Raw genomic sequence first — 14,816 nt, forward strand, 5'->3', positions numbered from 1 at the left:
TGCCTAGGGTCGGTTGATGTGGCACACACCTTCGAAGAACTGGTGCAGAAGCAGCGCGCGGCCCAAGCGGCCCACGCCACGGTCGAGGACCTGCGGCAGACCTACGGCCCGCCCGCCGAGCGACGGATGACGGGTGCCCAGTCGGGCACCTACGAGACCGCCCTGCGCGCCTGGCGCGACCTGGCCCGCGATGTGCAGACGGCGGTCAGCGAGTACGCCAAGGAATCGGGCCGGCCGCGGACGGAGGTGGAGGCCGAAGTGGAGCGCGCCGCCGCGACGGAGGACACATGAGCCGAGCCGGCCGGCGTGCCGAGCGGCTCGTGGACGCGGCCGACGCACGGCTGCCCGTCCTGGAGGGCGGCTCGCTGCTGCGCAAGGCGTTCCCCGAGCACTGGTCCTTCTTCCTCGGTGAACTCGCCCTGTACAGCCTGCTCGTGCTGATCCTGACCGGCGTGTGGCTGACGTTCTTCTTCCAGCCGGAGATGCGCGAGGTCGTCTACGCGGGCTCCTACGTGCCCCTGCGCGGCGTGCGCATGTCGGCCGCGTTCGACTCCACCCTGCGCATCAGCTTCGACGTGCGCGGCGGCCTGCTGATGCGGCAGGCCCACCACTGGGCCGCGCTCGTCTTCGTCGCCGCGATCGGCGTGCACATGCTGCGGATCCTGTTCACCGGTGCCTTCCGCCGGCCCCGGGAACTGAACTGGGTCATCGGGGTGACCCTCTTCATGGTCTCGCTCGCCGAGGGCTTCGCCGGCTACTCGCTCCCCGACGACCTGCTCTCCGGTACCGGGCTGCGCATCGCACAGGGCATCATGATGTCGCTCCCGGTGGTGGGCACCTACGTGGCCTTCTTCGTCTTCGGCGGCGAGTACCCGGGCCACGACATCATCACCCGCCTCTACCCGCTGCACATCCTGCTGCTCCCCGGCGTCCTGATCGCCCTGGTGACGGTGCATCTGGTCCTGGTCTTCCATCTCAAGCACACCCAGTGGCGGGGCCCCGGCCGCACCAACCGCAACGTCCTGGGCAAACCCCTCGTCCCGCAGTTCACCGCCACCTCCACCGGACTGTCCCTGACCGTCTTCGGCGTGCTGGTGCTGATGTCCGGCCTCGCCCAGATCAACCCGGTCTGGACGTACGGCCCCTACCGCCCGGACCTGGTCTCCACCGGCTCCCAGCCGGACTGGTACGTCGGCTTCCTGGAGGGCGCGCTGCGGCTCGTGCCGCCGTGGGAGACGAACGTCGCCGGCCACACGCTGATGTGGAACGTGCTGTTGCCGGCCGTCGTCCTGCCCGGCCTGCTGTTCGCCGTGCTCTACGCCTACCCGTTCGTGGAGCAGCGGCTGACGGGGGAGTGGCACCACGAGCAGCACCTGTGCGACCGGCCGCGCGAACGTCCCGTGCGCACGGGCCTCGGCGTCGCGGGCACCGTCTGCTACGGCGTGCTGCTGCTGGCCGGCGGCAACGACATCATCGCCCTCACCTTCCGTGTCTCCGTCAACGCCCTGACCTGGGTGTTCCGGGTCGCCCTCGTGGTGGCGCCCGTCGTCGCGTTCCTGGTCACCCGGTGGGTGTGCCGCGCCCTGACGGCGGCCGAGCGGGAACGCCTCGCCGAGGGCGTGCCCACCGGCGACATCCGGCAGACCGTCGCCGGCGGCTACGAGAGCGACCACGAGCCCGTGGAGACCTTCCGGCCCGGCGCGCCCCGCAGACCGCTCACCGGCGTGCGTACTGGAACACCATCCCGAACACCCCGCGAGCCAGAACGCCCAGGCCGATGAGGAACAGCCACAGCCCGTAGACGACACCGCCGGCCGTCACCGCGAAGCCGAGCGCGGTGACGATCGGCCAGGGGCTCTCGTCCGGGAAGAACGCCACCGGCCCGGCCCCGTCCGCCACCTCCGCGTCGGTGCGGTCCTGTGGGCGTGAGCCCCCGCGCCGGTACTGGATGAGGCAGAAGAAGGAGACGAGCGCCGCCATCGCGAACGCGACGACCAGCGCGGTCGTGCCCGTCGCGTCCTGCGACCACACCCCGTACAGGGCGGCGGAGCCCCCGAAGAACAGCGCCACGCCGCCGAACAGCATCGCCTCGGCCTTCATCGCACCAGGTCCTCTCCGGCCGGGCTCTCGACCTCCGGATGGTGCAGGTCGAAGGCGGGTGACTCCGACCGGATGCGGGGCAGCGCGACGAAGTTGTGCCGGGGCGGCGGGCAGGACGTCGCCCACTCCAGACCGCGCCCCCACCCCCAGGGGTCGTCCAGGGAGACCTTCTCGCCCTTGGCCGTGGTGCGCCAGACGTTGTAGAGGAACGGCAGTGTGGACACGCCCAGCAGGAACGCGCCCGCCGTCGACAGCGAGTTGAGCAGCGTGAAGCCGTCCCCGGGCAGATAGTCCGCGTACCGGCGGGGCATCCCCTGCTCGCCGAGCCAGTGCTGGACCAGGAAGGTCAGCTGGAATCCCGGGAACAGCAGCCAGAAGTGCACCTTGCCGAGCCGTTCGTCCAGCATCTTCCCGGTGAACTTCGGCCACCAGAAGTAGAAGCCGGCGAACATCGCGAACACCACCGTGCCGAACAGGACGTAGTGCAGGTGCGCCACGATGAAGTACGAGTCGGTCAGGTGGAAGTCGAGCGGCGGCGAGGCGATCAGCACGCCGCTGAGCCCGCCGAGCAGGAACGACACCAGGAAGCCCAGCGACCACAGCATCGGCGTCTCGAACGAGAGCGAACCGTGCCTCATCGTCCCGATCCAGGCGAAGAACTTGATGCCCGTGGGCACCGCGATCAGGAACGACATCACCGAGAAGAACGGCAGCAGCACCGCCCCGGTGGCGAACATGTGATGCGCCCACACCACCGCCGACAGCATGGTGATCGAGATGGTCGCCCCGATCATCGGCAGGTAGCCGAACAGGGGCTTGCGGGAGAAGACCGGGATGATCTCCGAGACGATCCCGAAGAACGGCAGCGCCACGATGTACACCTCGGGATGCCCGAAGAACCAGAACAGGTGCTGCCACAGCAGCGCGCCGCCGTTCGCCGCGTCGAAGACGTGCGCCCCGAACTTCCGGTCGGCCTCCAGCGCCAGCAGGGCCGCCGTGAGCACCGGGAACGCGGGCAGGATCAGGATCGAGGTGAACAGCACGTTCCAGGTGAACATGGGCATCCGGAACATGGTCATGCCCGGCGCGCGCAGGGACAGGATCGTGGCGATGAAGTTCACCGCGGTCAGTGTCGTCGACACACCCGAAACCACCAGGCCCATGGCCCACAGGTCACCGCCGGCGCCGGGGGAGTAGTAGGCGCTGTTGAGCGGCGCGTAGGCGAACCAGCCGAACGCCGCCGCCCCACCCGGCACCAGGGACCCGGAGACCACCATCAGGCCGCCGAACAGGTACATCCAGTACGACAGCGCGTTCAGCCGCGGGAAGGCCAGGTCGGGGGAGCCGATCTGCAGCGGCATGACGGCGTTGGCGAACCCGGCGAACATCGGCGTCGCGAAGAGCAGCATCATGATCGTGCCGTGGACGGTGACGAACTCGTTGTAGCCCTGTTTGCTCAGGAACTGGAGACCCGGCTGGGCCAGTTCGGTGCGCATGGCGAGCGCCAGCAGTCCGGCCAGCAGGAAGAAGCAGAACGCCGTGACCATGTAGAGGCGGCCGATCACCTTGTGGTCGGCGGTGGAGACCCAGCGCAGCAGGGTCCGGCCCGGTCGGGGGGCGGGCGCCGAGTACCGGGCGGTGATCTCCGTGATTTCTGGCATCTGCGGCGATTCGGTCATCGCGGGTGACGCTACTCCCGGCAGCCGGGGGCCCGCCCACGCCACGCCCTGCGCGCCCACCGTGGTGTGGGCGGCCCGTTGCGCCGATCGGCTGACGGGCGGTCCGGCGGGCATCGCCGGCGGGCCCCCGGGTACCCGGCGTTCATGAACACTGCCATGTACGAAGCAGCCGCCGGTGTACAGGTCTTCGGGTACATCGTCATTCTCGTCGTCGGGGTGGCCTGCGCCGCCGGGCTGATCTGGGCCTTCCGTATGGGGTTCAAGGTGCGCCGGCGCGAACCGGGCCCCCCGAGGCCGGAGGAGCAGCCGAGGATGCCGTCGACCGGACCGGTTCGCGAGACCCTTGAGATGCGCGAGCCCGACGAGGTGCCCCGGGCCGCCGGCGACGGTGAGCGGCTCACCCCGTACCAGGTCGGCAACGTCGGCTCCCGGCGCGCCGAGGACCAGCGCCGGATGCGCTGGTCGCCCGGCTCCGGCGGGTCCTTCGGCGGCGGTGGCGGCGGCCGGACCTGACCGCCGCCGCGTGCCGGGGGTTTGCCGGCTCCGCGGAGCGGGGACCCGGGGGGAACCTCAGTGCAGAAGGAAGATGAGCGACGTGACCGCGCGCAGCAGCGAGAAGCCCGATCTGCCCTACGCCGAGACCGGATGGGCCAAGTCCCGCCGCCGAAGCGGCCGGGGGATGCGCACCTGCCTGCCGGCCGTCCTGGACCGCGCGTCCACCGCGCGGCGGGGCGGCCCGGCCGAGGACACCATAGTGCGGGGCGAGGACTGACCCGGCCGTCCGCGGGTCAGACGCGGCTCTTGGCGAGCAGTTCCAGGACCTCGGCGGTCGTGCCGCTCTCGCCGAGCCGCGGGAAGATCCGCCCCACACTGTTCGCGTGCGCGTCGGCGTCAGCGTCGGCCATGGCGTCCGTGGCGAGGGTGACGTGGTAGCCGTGCGCGTAGGCGTCGCGGGCGGTGGACTCGACGCCGATGCTGGTGGCGATACCGGTCAGCACGATCTGCGTGATGCCCCTGCGGCGCAGCTGGACGTCCAGGTCGGTGCCGTGGAAGGCGCTCCAGTTGTGCTTGGTGACGCGGATGTCGCCGGGGTGTCCGGACAGTTCGTCGACTATGACGTCCCAGCCCTCGGGGAAGGCGAGCCCGCGCGCCTGGCGCTCGGTGCGGCCGGGCACGGCGTCCGCCCCGTCGGCCGCGAAGGAGACCCGGACGAGGACCACGGGCAGCCCGTGGGAGCGGAAGGCGTCGGCGAGTTCGGCGGTACGGGCGACGACCTCGGGACCCGGGTACGGCTGGGTGGGCATGGCCACGATGGCCTGCTGCAGGTCGATCGCGACGAGGGCGGTGCGGGCGTCGAGGGTGGTGAGCGACATGGGTCGGTCATGCCTTTCGGTGGATTCGGAGGTCGGTGCGGGGGCGGCGGGCCTCGGGATCACGGCCGGGACAGCCGGTCCATCAGTTCCAGCGCCGCGAGGACCGTCTGCCGCTCCTCCTCGGAGTAGCGGTCCTGGAAGGCGCGGGCCAGCCACTCCTCGCGCACCTGCTTGTTCCCCGCGGTACGGGCGCGTCCGGCGTCGGTCAGGGTGACCAGCTGGCGGCGGCCGTCGTCGGGGTCGGGGGCGCGGCGGATCAGCCCGTGCTGCTCCAGGGCGGCCAGCGTCGTGGCCATGGACTGCGGTCGCACCCCCTCGGCGGCGGCGAGGGCGCTGGCCGTGGCCGCGCCGTGCTTGCCGACCAGGGTGAGCGCCGACTCCTGCGAGGGGCTGAGGTCGGCGTCCTGCGCCACCTCCCGGATGCGGCGCCGGAGCCTGCTGAAGACCACGCGCAGATCGCGCGCGGCGCGGGCGGCGGAGTCGGAGATGTCGGCCATGACCCCAGGCTATGACCGGCAGGTAAAGCTGTCCAGTCATGACTGTTCAGCTTTACCTGTCTATTTGCCGGGTACTCGCCCGGCCTCGGACAGGGCAGCAGGTCGGTGACGACCGAGTCGGTGAAGATCAAGGAGCCCAGATGACCCCTCCGGACAGGTCCGGCCTGGAGGCGGCGCTCCGGGCCGAGGTGGACGGCGAAGTCCGCTTCGACGCGGGCAGCCGCGGCGCCTACGCCACGGACGGTTCGAACTACCGGCAGGTCCCGCTCGGCGTCGTCGTCCCCCGCACCGTGGAAGCGGGCGCGCGGGCGGTTTCGGTGTGCGCACGCTTCGACGCCCCCGTCCTCTCCCGGGGCGGCGGCACCAGTCTCGCCGGACAGTCGACCAACACCGCCGTGGTGATCGACTGGAGCAAGTACTGCACCGGCGTGCTCTCGGTCGACCCCGGGCAGCGCACCTGCGTGGTGGAGCCCGGCATCGTCCTGGACGAACTCAACGCGCACCTGGCCCGCCACCGGCTCCAGTTCGGCCCGAAGCCGTCCACCCACAGCCACTGCGCGCTCGGCGGCATGATCGGCAACAACTCCTGCGGCGCCTCCGCCCAGGCGTACGGCAAGACCGTCGACAACGTCCGGCGCCTGGAGATCCTCACCTACGACGGGCAACGCGCCTGGGTCGGCCCCACCCCGCCCGACGAGCGGGCCCGGATCGTCGCCGGCGGCGGCCGGCTCGCCGGGATCTACGCCGGCCTCGACCGCATCGCCACCGAGTACCTGGCCGACATCCGCCGCGGCTACCCCAAGATCCCGCGCCGGGTCTCCGGCTACAACCTGGACTCCCTGCTGCCCGAGAACGGCTTCGACGTCGCCAAGGCACTCGTCGGCAGCGAGGGCACCCTGGTGACCGTGCTGCGCGCCGAACTGGACCTCGTCCCCGTGCCGCCGTACCAGTCCCTCCTCGTCCTCGGCTACGACGACATCTGCGCCGCCGCCGACGACGTCCCCCGCCTGCTGGAACACTGCGGCCCCACCCAGCTGGAGGCACTGGACGGGCGCATGGCCCAGCTGATGCGCGAGGAGGGCGCCTACCTCGAGTCGCTCGCCGTCCTGCCCGAGGGCGACAGCTGGCTGATGGTGCAGTACAGCGGCGACAGCCAGGACGACGTCGACGAACAGGCGCACGCGCTGCTGCGCGCCATCGGCCGCGAGGAGAAGGACGCGAACGTCGCCTTCTCCGACAACCCCGAGCGCGAGCAGAAGATGCTCAAGGCCCGCGAGGCCGGACTCGGCGTGACCGCCCGCCCGCCCGACGACCGGGAGACCTGGGAGGGCTGGGAGGACTCCGCCGTACCGCCCGAACGGCTCGGCGACTACCTGCGCGACCTCAAGGAGCTGTTCGAGGAGTTCGACTACGACCACCCGTCCCTGTACGGCCACTTCGGACAGGGCTGCGTCCACACCCGCATCCCCTTCGGACTGAAGACCGCCGAGGGCGTGGCCGACTTCCGGCGCTTCGTGGAGCGCGCGGCCGACCTCGTCGTCTCCTACGGCGGCTCCCTCTCCGGCGAGCACGGGGACGGCCAGTCCCGGGGCGAACTGCTCACCCGGATGTTCGGGGAACGGCTCGTGACCGCGTTCGGCGAGCTGAAGGCGCTCTTCGATCCCGGCAACCGGATGAACCCCGGCAAGATCGTCCACCCGAACCCCGTCGACGGGCAGCTGCGGCTCGGCCCCGACTGGCGGCCCGCCACCCCGGCCACCCACTTCGGCTTCCCCGAGGACGACCACTCCTTCAACCGCGCGGTGATGCGCTGCGTCGGCATCGGCAACTGCCGCAGCCACTCCGGCGGCGTCATGTGCCCCTCCTACCGGGCCACGATGGAGGAGGAGCACTCCACCCGCGGCCGGGCCCGGCTCCTGTTCGAGATGCTCGACGGCCACGCGGACTCCGCGATCGCCGACGGCTGGCGCTCCACCGCCGTCCACGATGCCCTCGACCTCTGCCTGGCCTGCAAGGGCTGCAAGTCCGACTGTCCGACCGGGGTCGACATGGCCACCCTCAAGGCGGAGTTCATGTCCCACCACTACGCGGGCCGGATGCGTCCCATGGCCCACTACTCCATGGGCTGGCTCCCCCTGTGGGCCCGGCTGTCGCGCACCGCCCCCTCCCTGGTCAACTCCGCGCTCCACGCCCCCCTCCTGGCCCGCCTAGGCAAGCGGCTCGCCGGCATCGACGAGGCCCGCCCCGCACCGGTGTTCGCCGAGGAGTCCTTCGTCCAGTGGTGGCGGGCCCGCGGCCGGGCGGAGCCGGACCCCGCCGACCCGCGTACCGTCGTCCTGTGGCCGGACACCTTCAGCAATTTCTTCCACCCCGCCATCGCGAAGTCGGCCGTACGCGTCCTGGAGGACGCCGGCTTCCGCGTCACCGTCCCCACCGAGCCGGTGTGCTGCGGCCTGACCTGGATCTCCACCGGCCAGCTCCCCGTCGCCAAGAAGGTGCTGACCCGCACCCTCGAAGTGCTGCGGCCCCACTTGGAGGCCGGCACGCCCGTCGTCGTCCTGGAACCCTCGTGCGCGGCCGTCTTCCGCGCCGACGCCCCCGAGCTGATGCCCGGCGACCAGGACGTGTCACGGCTCGCCGCGCAGACGCGCACCTTCGCCGAACAGCTCGTCCACCACGCCCCCGACGGCTGGCGGCCACCGCAGCTCGCACGGCAGGCCACCGTCCAGACCCACTGCCACCAGCACGCCATCATGAAGTTCGACGCCGACCGCGAGCTGATGCGCCGCGCCCATCTCGACGCAGAGGTGCTCGACGAGGGCTGCTGCGGCCTGGCCGGCAACTTCGGCTTCGAACGCGGTCACCACGAGGTCTCCATGGCCGTCGCCGAACAGGGCGTCCTGCCCGCCGTCCGCGGCGCCGCCCCCGACAGCCTGGTCCTGGCCGACGGCTTCAGCTGCCGCACCCAGATCGAACAGGGCGGCACCGGCCGCCGCGCGCTGCACCTCGCCGAGGTCCTGGCGCTCGCCCTCGACGGCAACCTGCCCAGCGACCGGCCGGAGCGCCTGGCCGACCGCCCCGACGAGCCGTCGCGTACCGCCCGCTGGGTGACCACCGCGGCCGTGGCCGCCCTCACCGCGGGTGCCGTCATGGGCGCCGCGGGCGCGCTGCGGCAGCCGGGGAGGCGGACATGAGCGACCAGCCGGGTGTCGACGCGGTCGACACCGCCGTCTACACCGTGCCCACCGACGCCCCCGAGGCGGACGGCACCCTCGCCTGGAACAGGACCACCCTCGTCCTGGTCACCGTCCGCTCCGGCAGCACGACCGGACTCGGCTACACCTACGCGCCCGCCGCCACCGCCCACGTCGTCCGCGAACTGCTCGCCGGCACCGTCACCGGCCTGCCCGCCCACGACGTGCCGCGCGCCAACGAGGACATGTGCCGGGCCGTGCGCAACGCCGGACTGCCCGGCGTGGCCGCCCAGGCGATCGCCGCCGTCGACATCGCCCTGTGGGACCTGAAGGCCCGGCTGCTCGGCCTCCCGCTCGTCCACCTGCTGGGCGCCGCCCGCGACGAGGTGCCCGTCTACGGCAGCGGCGGCTTCACCACCTACGACGGCGCCCGCCAGGAACGCCAGCTGCGCGGCTGGGCCGAGGAGCAGGGCATCCCCCGCGTGAAGATCAAGATCGGGGAGTCGTGGGGCGGCCGGGAGGACCGCGACCTGGAACGCGTCGCCCGCGCGCGGGCCACCGTCGGCGACACGGCCGAACTGTACGTGGACGCCAACGGCGCCTACACCGGCGGCCAGGCGGTACGGGTCGCCGGACGCCTCGCCGACCAGGGCGTGACCTGGTTCGAGGAACCCGTCTCCTCCGACCACCTCACCACCCTCGCGGACATCCGCGGCCGTACCCCGATGGACGTCACCGCCGGCGAGTACGGCTACACCCTCCCGTATTTCGCGCACATGCTCGCCGCCGGGGCGGTCGACTGCCTCCAGGCCGACGTGACCCGGTGCGGCGGCATCACCGTCTGGCTGCGCGCCGCCGCGCTCGCCCACGCGCACGGGCTCGACGTCTCCGGGCACTGCGCACCCCACGCCCACGCCCATGTGGCAGCCTCCGTGCCCAACCTGCGCCACCTGGAGTGGTTCCACGACCACGTCCGCATCGAACGGCTCCTGTTCGACGGCGTCCTCGACCCCGGCGGCGGCAGCGTCACGCCGGGTGCCGACGGGGCGCCGGGCCTGGGGCTGACCCTCGCGGCGGAACGGGCGGCCCCGTACCGGGTGGAATAGACAGACCGCGTTTTCACAAGGAGAGGACCATGCCCCCCACCGTCGTCATCACCGGTGCCAGCGCCGGCATCGGCCGCGCCACCGCCCGCCTGTACGCCCGGCGCGGCGCGAACGTCGTCCTCGTCGCGCGCGGCGAGGGCGGCCTGGAGGCGGCGGCCGACGAGGTCGCGGCCCTCGGCGGACGGCCCCTGGTGCAGGTGGCCGACGCGGCCGACCCCGCGCAGCTGGAGGCCGCCGCCGAGGCCGCCGAGAAGGCGTTCGGCCCGGTCGACGTATGGATCAACTGCGCGTTCTCCACGGTGTTCGCGCCGTTCGATGAGATCACCGCCGAGGAGTTCAAGCGGGTCACCGAGGTGACCTACCTCGGGTTCGTCAACGGCACCCGCGCGGCCCTCCAGCGCATGCTGCCCCGCGACCGGGGGACGATCGTGCAGGTCGGCTCGGCGCTCGGGGAACGCTCGATCCCGCTCCAGTCGGCGTACTGCGGCGCCAAGCACGCCATCAACGGCTTCACCTCCTCCCTGCGCACCGAACTGCTGCACCGCGGCAGCAACGTGCGCGTCACCGTCGCCCAGATGCCCGCGGTCAACACGCCCCAGTTCCAGTGGGTGCGCTCACGGCTGTCCAAGCACCCCATGCCGGTGCCGCCGATCTACCAGCCGGAGGTCGCCGCGCGGGGCGTCGCGTACGCCGCCGACCACCCGGGCCGCAAGCAGTACTACGTCGGCGCCAGCACCGTGGCCACCATCTGGGCCAACCGGCTCTTCCCGGCGCTGCTCGACCGCTACCTGGCCCGCACCGGCTTCGACTCCCAGCAGACCGACAGCGTCCCTCCGGCCGGCCTGGACAACCTCTTCGAACCGGTCGACCGCACGGCCGCCGACGACCAGGGTGCGCACGGCGCCTTCGACGACGGCTCCCACCCCCGCTCCTGGCAGGCGGCCCTCGTCCGGCACCCCGCCGCCACCGCCCTCGGCGCGGGCGCCGCGGCACTCGGCGTCGCGCGCGGCCTGAGCCGGCTGACCTCCCGGAACGCATAGGCTGACAGGGTGCGCCTCCTGCTCATGTCCGACACGCACCTGCCCAAGCGCGCCAAGCGGCTCCCGGAGCCGCTGCTCGCCGAACTCCCGCACGCCGACGTCGTGTTCCACGCCGGGGACTGGGTCGACACCGCCACCCTCGACCTGCTGGAGGACCGCAGCCGCCGGCTGATCGGGGTCTACGGCAACAACGACGGCCCGGAGCTGCGCGCCCGGCTCCCCGAGGTGGCCCGCGCGGAACTGGGCGGCCTGCGCTTCGGCGTCGTCCACGAGACCGGCCCCGCCCAGGGCCGCGAGACGCGCTGCGCGGCCCGCTTCCCCGACCTCGACGTCCTGGTCTTCGGGCACAGCCACATCCCCTGGGACACCACCGCCCCCGGCGGCCTGCGCCTGCTCAACCCCGGCTCCCCGACCGACCGGCGCCGCCAGCCCCACTGCACCTACCTCACGGCGACGGTCGCGGACGGAGCGCTCACCGACGTCACGCTGCACCGGCTGCCGCGGCGGTGACGGGCCGCGACATCGTCCCCGGATGATCAACAGACCCGGGACACCCGCCGCCGTGCCCGCTGGGCGCCTCGTGCGTGAGTGCGGGTGCGTGGTGGGTTCTCGCGCAGTTCCCCGCGCCCCCTTCGGGGCGCTGGTGGTGCCGTCTGCCGTGATATCTGGGGTCGCCGCGGGGTGTGGTTCGTGGGTGGGTGCGGGTGCGTGGTGGGTTCTCGCGCAGTTCCCCGCGCCCCCTTCGGGGCGCTGGTGGTGCCGTCTGCCGTGATATCTGGGGTCGCCGCGGGATGTGGTTCGTGGGCGGGTGTGGGTGTGTCGTGGTTGATCGTGTTGTTTCCCGTGGCCCTTCGGGGGGGCGTCAGCGGTGGCGTTTGCCGTGGCTTCTGCGGGCGTGGTGCTTGCGGTCGTGGCGGCGCAGGCGCAGGAACACCACGGTCACGGCCGCGAGCGCCGCTGCCACCGCCGCCGCTCGCTTGGCCACCGGGAGGCCGGCGACGTGCAGCAGGTCGAGCGGTTCCGGCTCCGCCGGGGCGGCCGCGGCCGGAGCCGTCTCCTCCTGCCGCGGCTCCTCCCCGGCCGCCGGGGGCCGCTCGGTCAGCCGTTGCGCCAGGCAGTCCGCGAACCGGCCCACCAGGCGGTCGCCCACCTCCGCCAGCACCCCGCGGCCGAACTGCGCCGGACGCCCGGTCACCGTCAGATCGGTCCGCACCGACACCGCCGTACCGCCGTCGCGCCCGCTCAGCTCGGCGGTGACCGTCGCCCTCGCCGTGCCCTGGCCCCGCGTCTCCCGGCCGCTCGCCACGAGCACCATCCGGTGCGCCGACTCGTCCAGCTCCTCGAACACCGCGGTGCCCCGGTAGGTCACGGTGACCGGGCCGACCTTGACCTTCACCGAGCCGGTCACGGTCTTGCCGTCGTACTCCTCCACCGTCGCACCCGGCAGGCAGGGCGCCACGCGCTCGATGTCCAGGAGCGCGGGCCAGGCCTCGTCGACCGGGACCGGGACGGTGAACTCGTGCTGAAGCTCCATGACTTCTCCTCGCTCAGACGGCGGCGGGCGGATGGATGGCCCCGGTGGTCGCGGTCAGCGGCGTGCCGGTGCCGCCCCAGCGCAGGGCGACGATCTCGGCGGCGACGGACACGGCGACCTCCTCGGGCGTACGGGCTCCGAGGTCGAGCCCCAGCGGCGAGCGCAGCCGGGACAGCTCCGCCTCGGTGAGACCGGCCTCGGCCAGGCGCTCGCGCCGTTCGTCGTGGGTACGGCGGCTGCCCATCGCCCCGATGTAGGCCGCGGGCCGGCGCAGCGCCTCCTCCAGCAGCGGCACGTCGAACTTCGGGTCGTGGGTGAGGACGCAGATCACCGTCCGCTCGTCGGTGCCGGTGCTGTGCAGATAGCGGTGCGGCCACTCCACGACGACCTCCACACCCGTGGGGAAGCGCTTGGGCGTGGCGAAGACCGGGCGGGCGTCGCACACGGTGACCCGGTAGCCGAGGAAGTCGCCGATCCGGGCCACCGAGGCCGCGTAGTCGATCGCGCCGAACACCAGCATGCGCGGCGGCGGCGCGAAGGACTGGAGGAACACGGTGACGTCGTCCTCCCGGCGTTCGCCGCGCGGCCCGTAGTGCCGCAGGACCGTCGCGCCGAGGGCGAGTTCGCCCCGCGCGTCGGCCGTGACGGCGGCGTCGAGCCCACTGGTGCCGAGGGTGCCGGACGCGGTGTCCGCCCAGACCGCGCGGGCGGCCCCGCGCGGTGCGGGCCCGTCGACCACCGTGGCCACGGTCACCGGCTCGCCCGCGCCCACCGACGCCGCGACCGACCCGAACACCGGGTCCGTCCCGGGCGTCACCGGCCGCACCAGCAGCGTGATCTCCCCGCCGCAGGTGAGCCCGACCGCGAACGCGTCCTCGTCGCTGTACCCGAAGCTCTCCAGCCGGGCCTCACCGCTCGCCACCACCTCCTGCGCGAGTTCGAACACCGCGCCCTCCACGCAGCCGCCCGACACGCTCCCCACCACCTCGTCGTCCGGGCCCACGGCCATCGCGGCACCGGGCCCGCGCGGCGCGCTGCGGCTGACCGCGACGACGGTGGCGAGCCCGAACGGGGTCCGGTCGCTGTACCAGCGCTCCAGCGCCGGGAGGATCTCACGCACGCTGCGCTCCCTTCATGACGGCCGCGCCGTCCGCGGCACCGCGCACCACCGCCGCCAGTCGCTCCAGTGCCGCGAGGCTGTGCCCCTCGACGAAGGCGTCGACACTGGGCAGGGCCGCGGCCATCCCGGCCGCCAGCGGCGCGTAACCGGGGCGGGCCTTGCGGGGGTTGGCCCAGATCACCTGGTGGGCGAGGGCGTGCAGGCGGCGCATCTGCGCGCCGAGCAGCTCCGGATCCCCGCGCTCCCAGCCGTCCGACATGAGGACGACGACCGCGCCGCGCGCCATGCCGCGCTGTCCCCAGCGGTTGAGGAACTCGCGCAGCAGCTCGCCGAGGCGGGTACCGCCGCGCCAGTCCGGCACGGCCGCGGCGAGGGCGGCCATCGCCAGGTCCGGGTCCCGGTGGGACAGCTCGCGGGTCGCCCGGGTCAGCCGGGTGCCGATGGTGAACACCTCCGTCCGGCCGGCCCGCACCGCCGCGTGCGCGAACCGCAGCAGCACGTCCGCGTACGGCGCCATCGAACCGCTCACGTCGACCAGCAGCACGACCCGGCGGGGACGCTCCACGCGCGCGTGCCGCCGCAGCCGGGCGGGCTCCCCGCCGCGGCGCAGCAGCTCCCGTACCGTGCGGCGCGGGTCGACGTCCCCGCGCCGGGCCGGGCGCCGCCGGGCGGTGCGCCGGGTCTGTCCGTGCAGCGCGAAGGCGGCGAGCAGGCGCCGCAGCTGGGCGCGTTCCGCGGCGTCCAGATCGGCGACGTCACGGTGCCTGAGCACCTCCGCGGAGCTGGCGAGCGTCGCCGTGGGCGGGCCCGAGGGTTCGCTTCCCGCCGGGTCGCCCGGTACGGCGGTCGCCTCCCGTGCGGTGAGCCGCAGCCGGGGCGGGGGAGGGGTACGCATCCTGCGCGGGGCGGAGCCGCCGGGCGTCCCGAAGTAGGCGGCGAACACCCGCTCGTAGCGCTCCAGGTCGTCGTGACCGCCGCACAGCGTCGCCCGTCCCGCCCAGTACACGTCCGCCCGCATCCCGGGCCGCAGCACACCGACGGCGCGCAGGAACGCGTACAGCCGCTCGCTGCTCGCGTCCAGTCCGGCCGCCCGCAGCGCCCGCACGAACCCGACGAGCACGGCGTCGGCCCCGGCCCACCCGGATTCCCTGGCCCGCCCGGATTCCCTGGGCC

Annotated in this window: 15 protein-coding genes; 8 read left to right on the forward strand and 7 right to left on the reverse strand. The window is 73.1% G+C overall.

Going from position 1 to position 14,816, the window contains the following annotated elements; translation table 11 throughout:
* Positions 1–18 precede the first annotated feature (18 nt).
* Positions 19–291, forward strand: coding sequence for a hypothetical protein (locus tag JK361_RS05470; protein ID WP_201814508.1), 273 nt, complete (start codon positions 19–21; stop codon positions 289–291).
* Positions 288–1,781, forward strand: coding sequence for a cytochrome bc1 complex cytochrome b subunit (qcrB, locus tag JK361_RS05475; protein WP_201814509.1), 1,494 nt, complete (start codon positions 288–290; stop codon positions 1,779–1,781). The genes JK361_RS05470 and qcrB overlap by 4 nt, the downstream gene beginning before the upstream one ends.
* On the opposite strand, the gene ctaF is transcribed toward qcrB, so the two are convergent.
* On the reverse strand, positions 1,717–2,100 hold the full coding sequence (ctaF, locus tag JK361_RS05480; protein ID WP_201814510.1) for an aa3-type cytochrome oxidase subunit IV: 384 nt from the start codon (positions 2,098–2,100) through the stop codon (positions 1,717–1,719). The genes qcrB and ctaF overlap by 65 nt on opposite strands.
* Positions 2,097–3,779, reverse strand: a complete 1,683-nt coding sequence (gene ctaD / locus JK361_RS05485; protein WP_443732158.1) for an aa3-type cytochrome oxidase subunit I — start codon at positions 3,777–3,779, stop codon at positions 2,097–2,099. The genes ctaF and ctaD overlap by 4 nt, the downstream gene beginning before the upstream one ends.
* 144 nt (positions 3,780–3,923) lie before the next feature.
* Here ctaD and JK361_RS05490 point away from each other — a divergent pair, with 144 nt between their 5' ends.
* Together JK361_RS05490 and JK361_RS05495 are read left to right on the forward strand one after the other, a co-directional pair.
* Positions 3,924–4,292 (forward strand): DUF6479 family protein, encoded by a 369-nt coding sequence (locus JK361_RS05490; RefSeq protein ID WP_236052499.1) that lies wholly within the window; start codon positions 3,924–3,926, stop codon positions 4,290–4,292.
* A gap of 73 nt (positions 4,293–4,365) precedes the next feature.
* On the forward strand, positions 4,366–4,551 hold the full coding sequence (locus JK361_RS05495) for a hypothetical protein (RefSeq protein ID WP_201815049.1): 186 nt from the start codon (positions 4,366–4,368) through the stop codon (positions 4,549–4,551).
* 16 nt (positions 4,552–4,567) lie between these two features.
* On the opposite strand, the gene JK361_RS05500 is transcribed toward JK361_RS05495, so the two are convergent.
* Both JK361_RS05500 and JK361_RS05505 read right to left on the reverse strand, forming a co-directional pair.
* On the reverse strand, positions 4,568–5,152 hold the full coding sequence (locus JK361_RS05500) for a hydrolase (RefSeq protein WP_201814511.1): 585 nt from the start codon (positions 5,150–5,152) through the stop codon (positions 4,568–4,570).
* 59 nt (positions 5,153–5,211) lie between these two features.
* Positions 5,212–5,649 carry a MarR family winged helix-turn-helix transcriptional regulator gene (locus tag JK361_RS05505; protein ID WP_201814512.1) on the reverse strand — a complete coding sequence of 146 codons (438 nt, stop codon included), beginning with the start codon at positions 5,647–5,649 and terminating at the stop codon, positions 5,212–5,214.
* A gap of 140 nt (positions 5,650–5,789) precedes the next feature.
* Between JK361_RS05505 and JK361_RS05510 the strand changes: the two genes are divergently transcribed.
* From JK361_RS05510 to JK361_RS05525, 4 genes are read left to right on the forward strand one after another with little or no spacing between them, the layout of a single operon-like run.
* The gene (locus tag JK361_RS05510) at positions 5,790–8,843 is read left to right on the forward strand and encodes an FAD-binding and (Fe-S)-binding domain-containing protein (RefSeq protein ID WP_201814513.1); all 3,054 of its coding nucleotides are present in this window, start codon (positions 5,790–5,792) and stop codon (positions 8,841–8,843) included.
* Positions 8,840–9,949 carry an enolase C-terminal domain-like protein gene (locus JK361_RS05515; protein ID WP_201814514.1) on the forward strand — a complete coding sequence of 370 codons (1,110 nt, stop codon included), beginning with the start codon at positions 8,840–8,842 and terminating at the stop codon, positions 9,947–9,949. The genes JK361_RS05510 and JK361_RS05515 overlap by 4 nt, the downstream gene beginning before the upstream one ends.
* A gap of 29 nt (positions 9,950–9,978) precedes the next feature.
* Positions 9,979–10,989 carry an SDR family oxidoreductase gene (locus tag JK361_RS05520; protein ID WP_201814515.1) on the forward strand — a complete coding sequence of 337 codons (1,011 nt, stop codon included), beginning with the start codon at positions 9,979–9,981 and terminating at the stop codon, positions 10,987–10,989.
* Between the two features lie 9 nt (positions 10,990–10,998).
* Positions 10,999–11,499 (forward strand): metallophosphoesterase family protein, encoded by a 501-nt coding sequence (locus JK361_RS05525; RefSeq protein ID WP_201814516.1) that lies wholly within the window; start codon positions 10,999–11,001, stop codon positions 11,497–11,499.
* Between the two features lie 352 nt (positions 11,500–11,851).
* On the opposite strand, the gene JK361_RS05530 is transcribed toward JK361_RS05525, so the two are convergent.
* Genes JK361_RS05530 through JK361_RS05540 form a run of 3 tightly spaced genes read right to left on the reverse strand, consistent with a single transcriptional unit; the run spans position 11,852 to position 14,763 of the window.
* Positions 11,852–12,523: an SRPBCC family protein gene (locus JK361_RS05530; RefSeq protein ID WP_201814517.1), complete on the reverse strand. Its 672-nt coding sequence runs from the start codon at positions 12,521–12,523 to the stop codon at positions 11,852–11,854.
* Positions 12,524–12,536: 13 nt separating this feature from the next.
* Positions 12,537–13,643 carry an XdhC family protein gene (locus JK361_RS05535; RefSeq protein ID WP_201814518.1) on the reverse strand — a complete coding sequence of 369 codons (1,107 nt, stop codon included), beginning with the start codon at positions 13,641–13,643 and terminating at the stop codon, positions 12,537–12,539.
* A complete protein-coding gene (locus JK361_RS05540; protein WP_201814519.1) occupies positions 13,636–14,763 on the reverse strand; it encodes a vWA domain-containing protein in 1,128 nt (375 codons plus the stop codon). Before JK361_RS05540 ends, JK361_RS05535 begins: the two co-directional genes overlap by 8 nt.
* Between the last annotated feature and the right edge of the window lie 53 nt (positions 14,764–14,816).

The organism is Streptomyces musisoli, from assembly GCF_016741855.1.
Taxonomy (GTDB): Bacteria; Actinomycetota; Actinomycetes; order Streptomycetales; family Streptomycetaceae; genus Streptomyces; species Streptomyces musisoli.

What these genes read in the sequence shown, in the direction of transcription:
- JK361_RS05530 (WP_201814517.1), bottom strand. Translation starts at nt 12,523, where the DNA reads ATGGAGCTTCAGCACGAGTTCACCGTCCCGGTCCCGGTCGACGAGGCC.
- JK361_RS05520 (WP_201814515.1), top strand. Translation starts at nt 9,979, where the DNA reads ATGCCCCCCACCGTCGTCATCACCGGTGCCAGCGCCGGCATCGGCCGC.
- ctaD (WP_443732158.1), bottom strand. Translation starts at nt 3,779, where the DNA reads ATGACCGAATCGCCGCAGATGCCAGAAATCACGGAGATCACCGCCCGG.
- JK361_RS05500 (WP_201814511.1), bottom strand. Translation starts at nt 5,152, where the DNA reads ATGTCGCTCACCACCCTCGACGCCCGCACCGCCCTCGTCGCGATCGAC.
- JK361_RS05490 (WP_236052499.1), top strand. Translation starts at nt 3,924, where the DNA reads ATGAACACTGCCATGTACGAAGCAGCCGCCGGTGTACAGGTCTTCGGG.
- JK361_RS05515 (WP_201814514.1), top strand. Translation starts at nt 8,840, where the DNA reads ATGAGCGACCAGCCGGGTGTCGACGCGGTCGACACCGCCGTCTACACC.
- JK361_RS05505 (WP_201814512.1), bottom strand. Translation starts at nt 5,649, where the DNA reads ATGGCCGACATCTCCGACTCCGCCGCCCGCGCCGCGCGCGATCTGCGC.
- qcrB (WP_201814509.1), top strand. Translation starts at nt 288, where the DNA reads ATGAGCCGAGCCGGCCGGCGTGCCGAGCGGCTCGTGGACGCGGCCGAC.
- JK361_RS05495 (WP_201815049.1), top strand. Translation starts at nt 4,366, where the DNA reads ATGAGCGACGTGACCGCGCGCAGCAGCGAGAAGCCCGATCTGCCCTAC.
- ctaF (WP_201814510.1), bottom strand. Translation starts at nt 2,100, where the DNA reads ATGAAGGCCGAGGCGATGCTGTTCGGCGGCGTGGCGCTGTTCTTCGGG.
- JK361_RS05510 (WP_201814513.1), top strand. Translation starts at nt 5,790, where the DNA reads ATGACCCCTCCGGACAGGTCCGGCCTGGAGGCGGCGCTCCGGGCCGAG.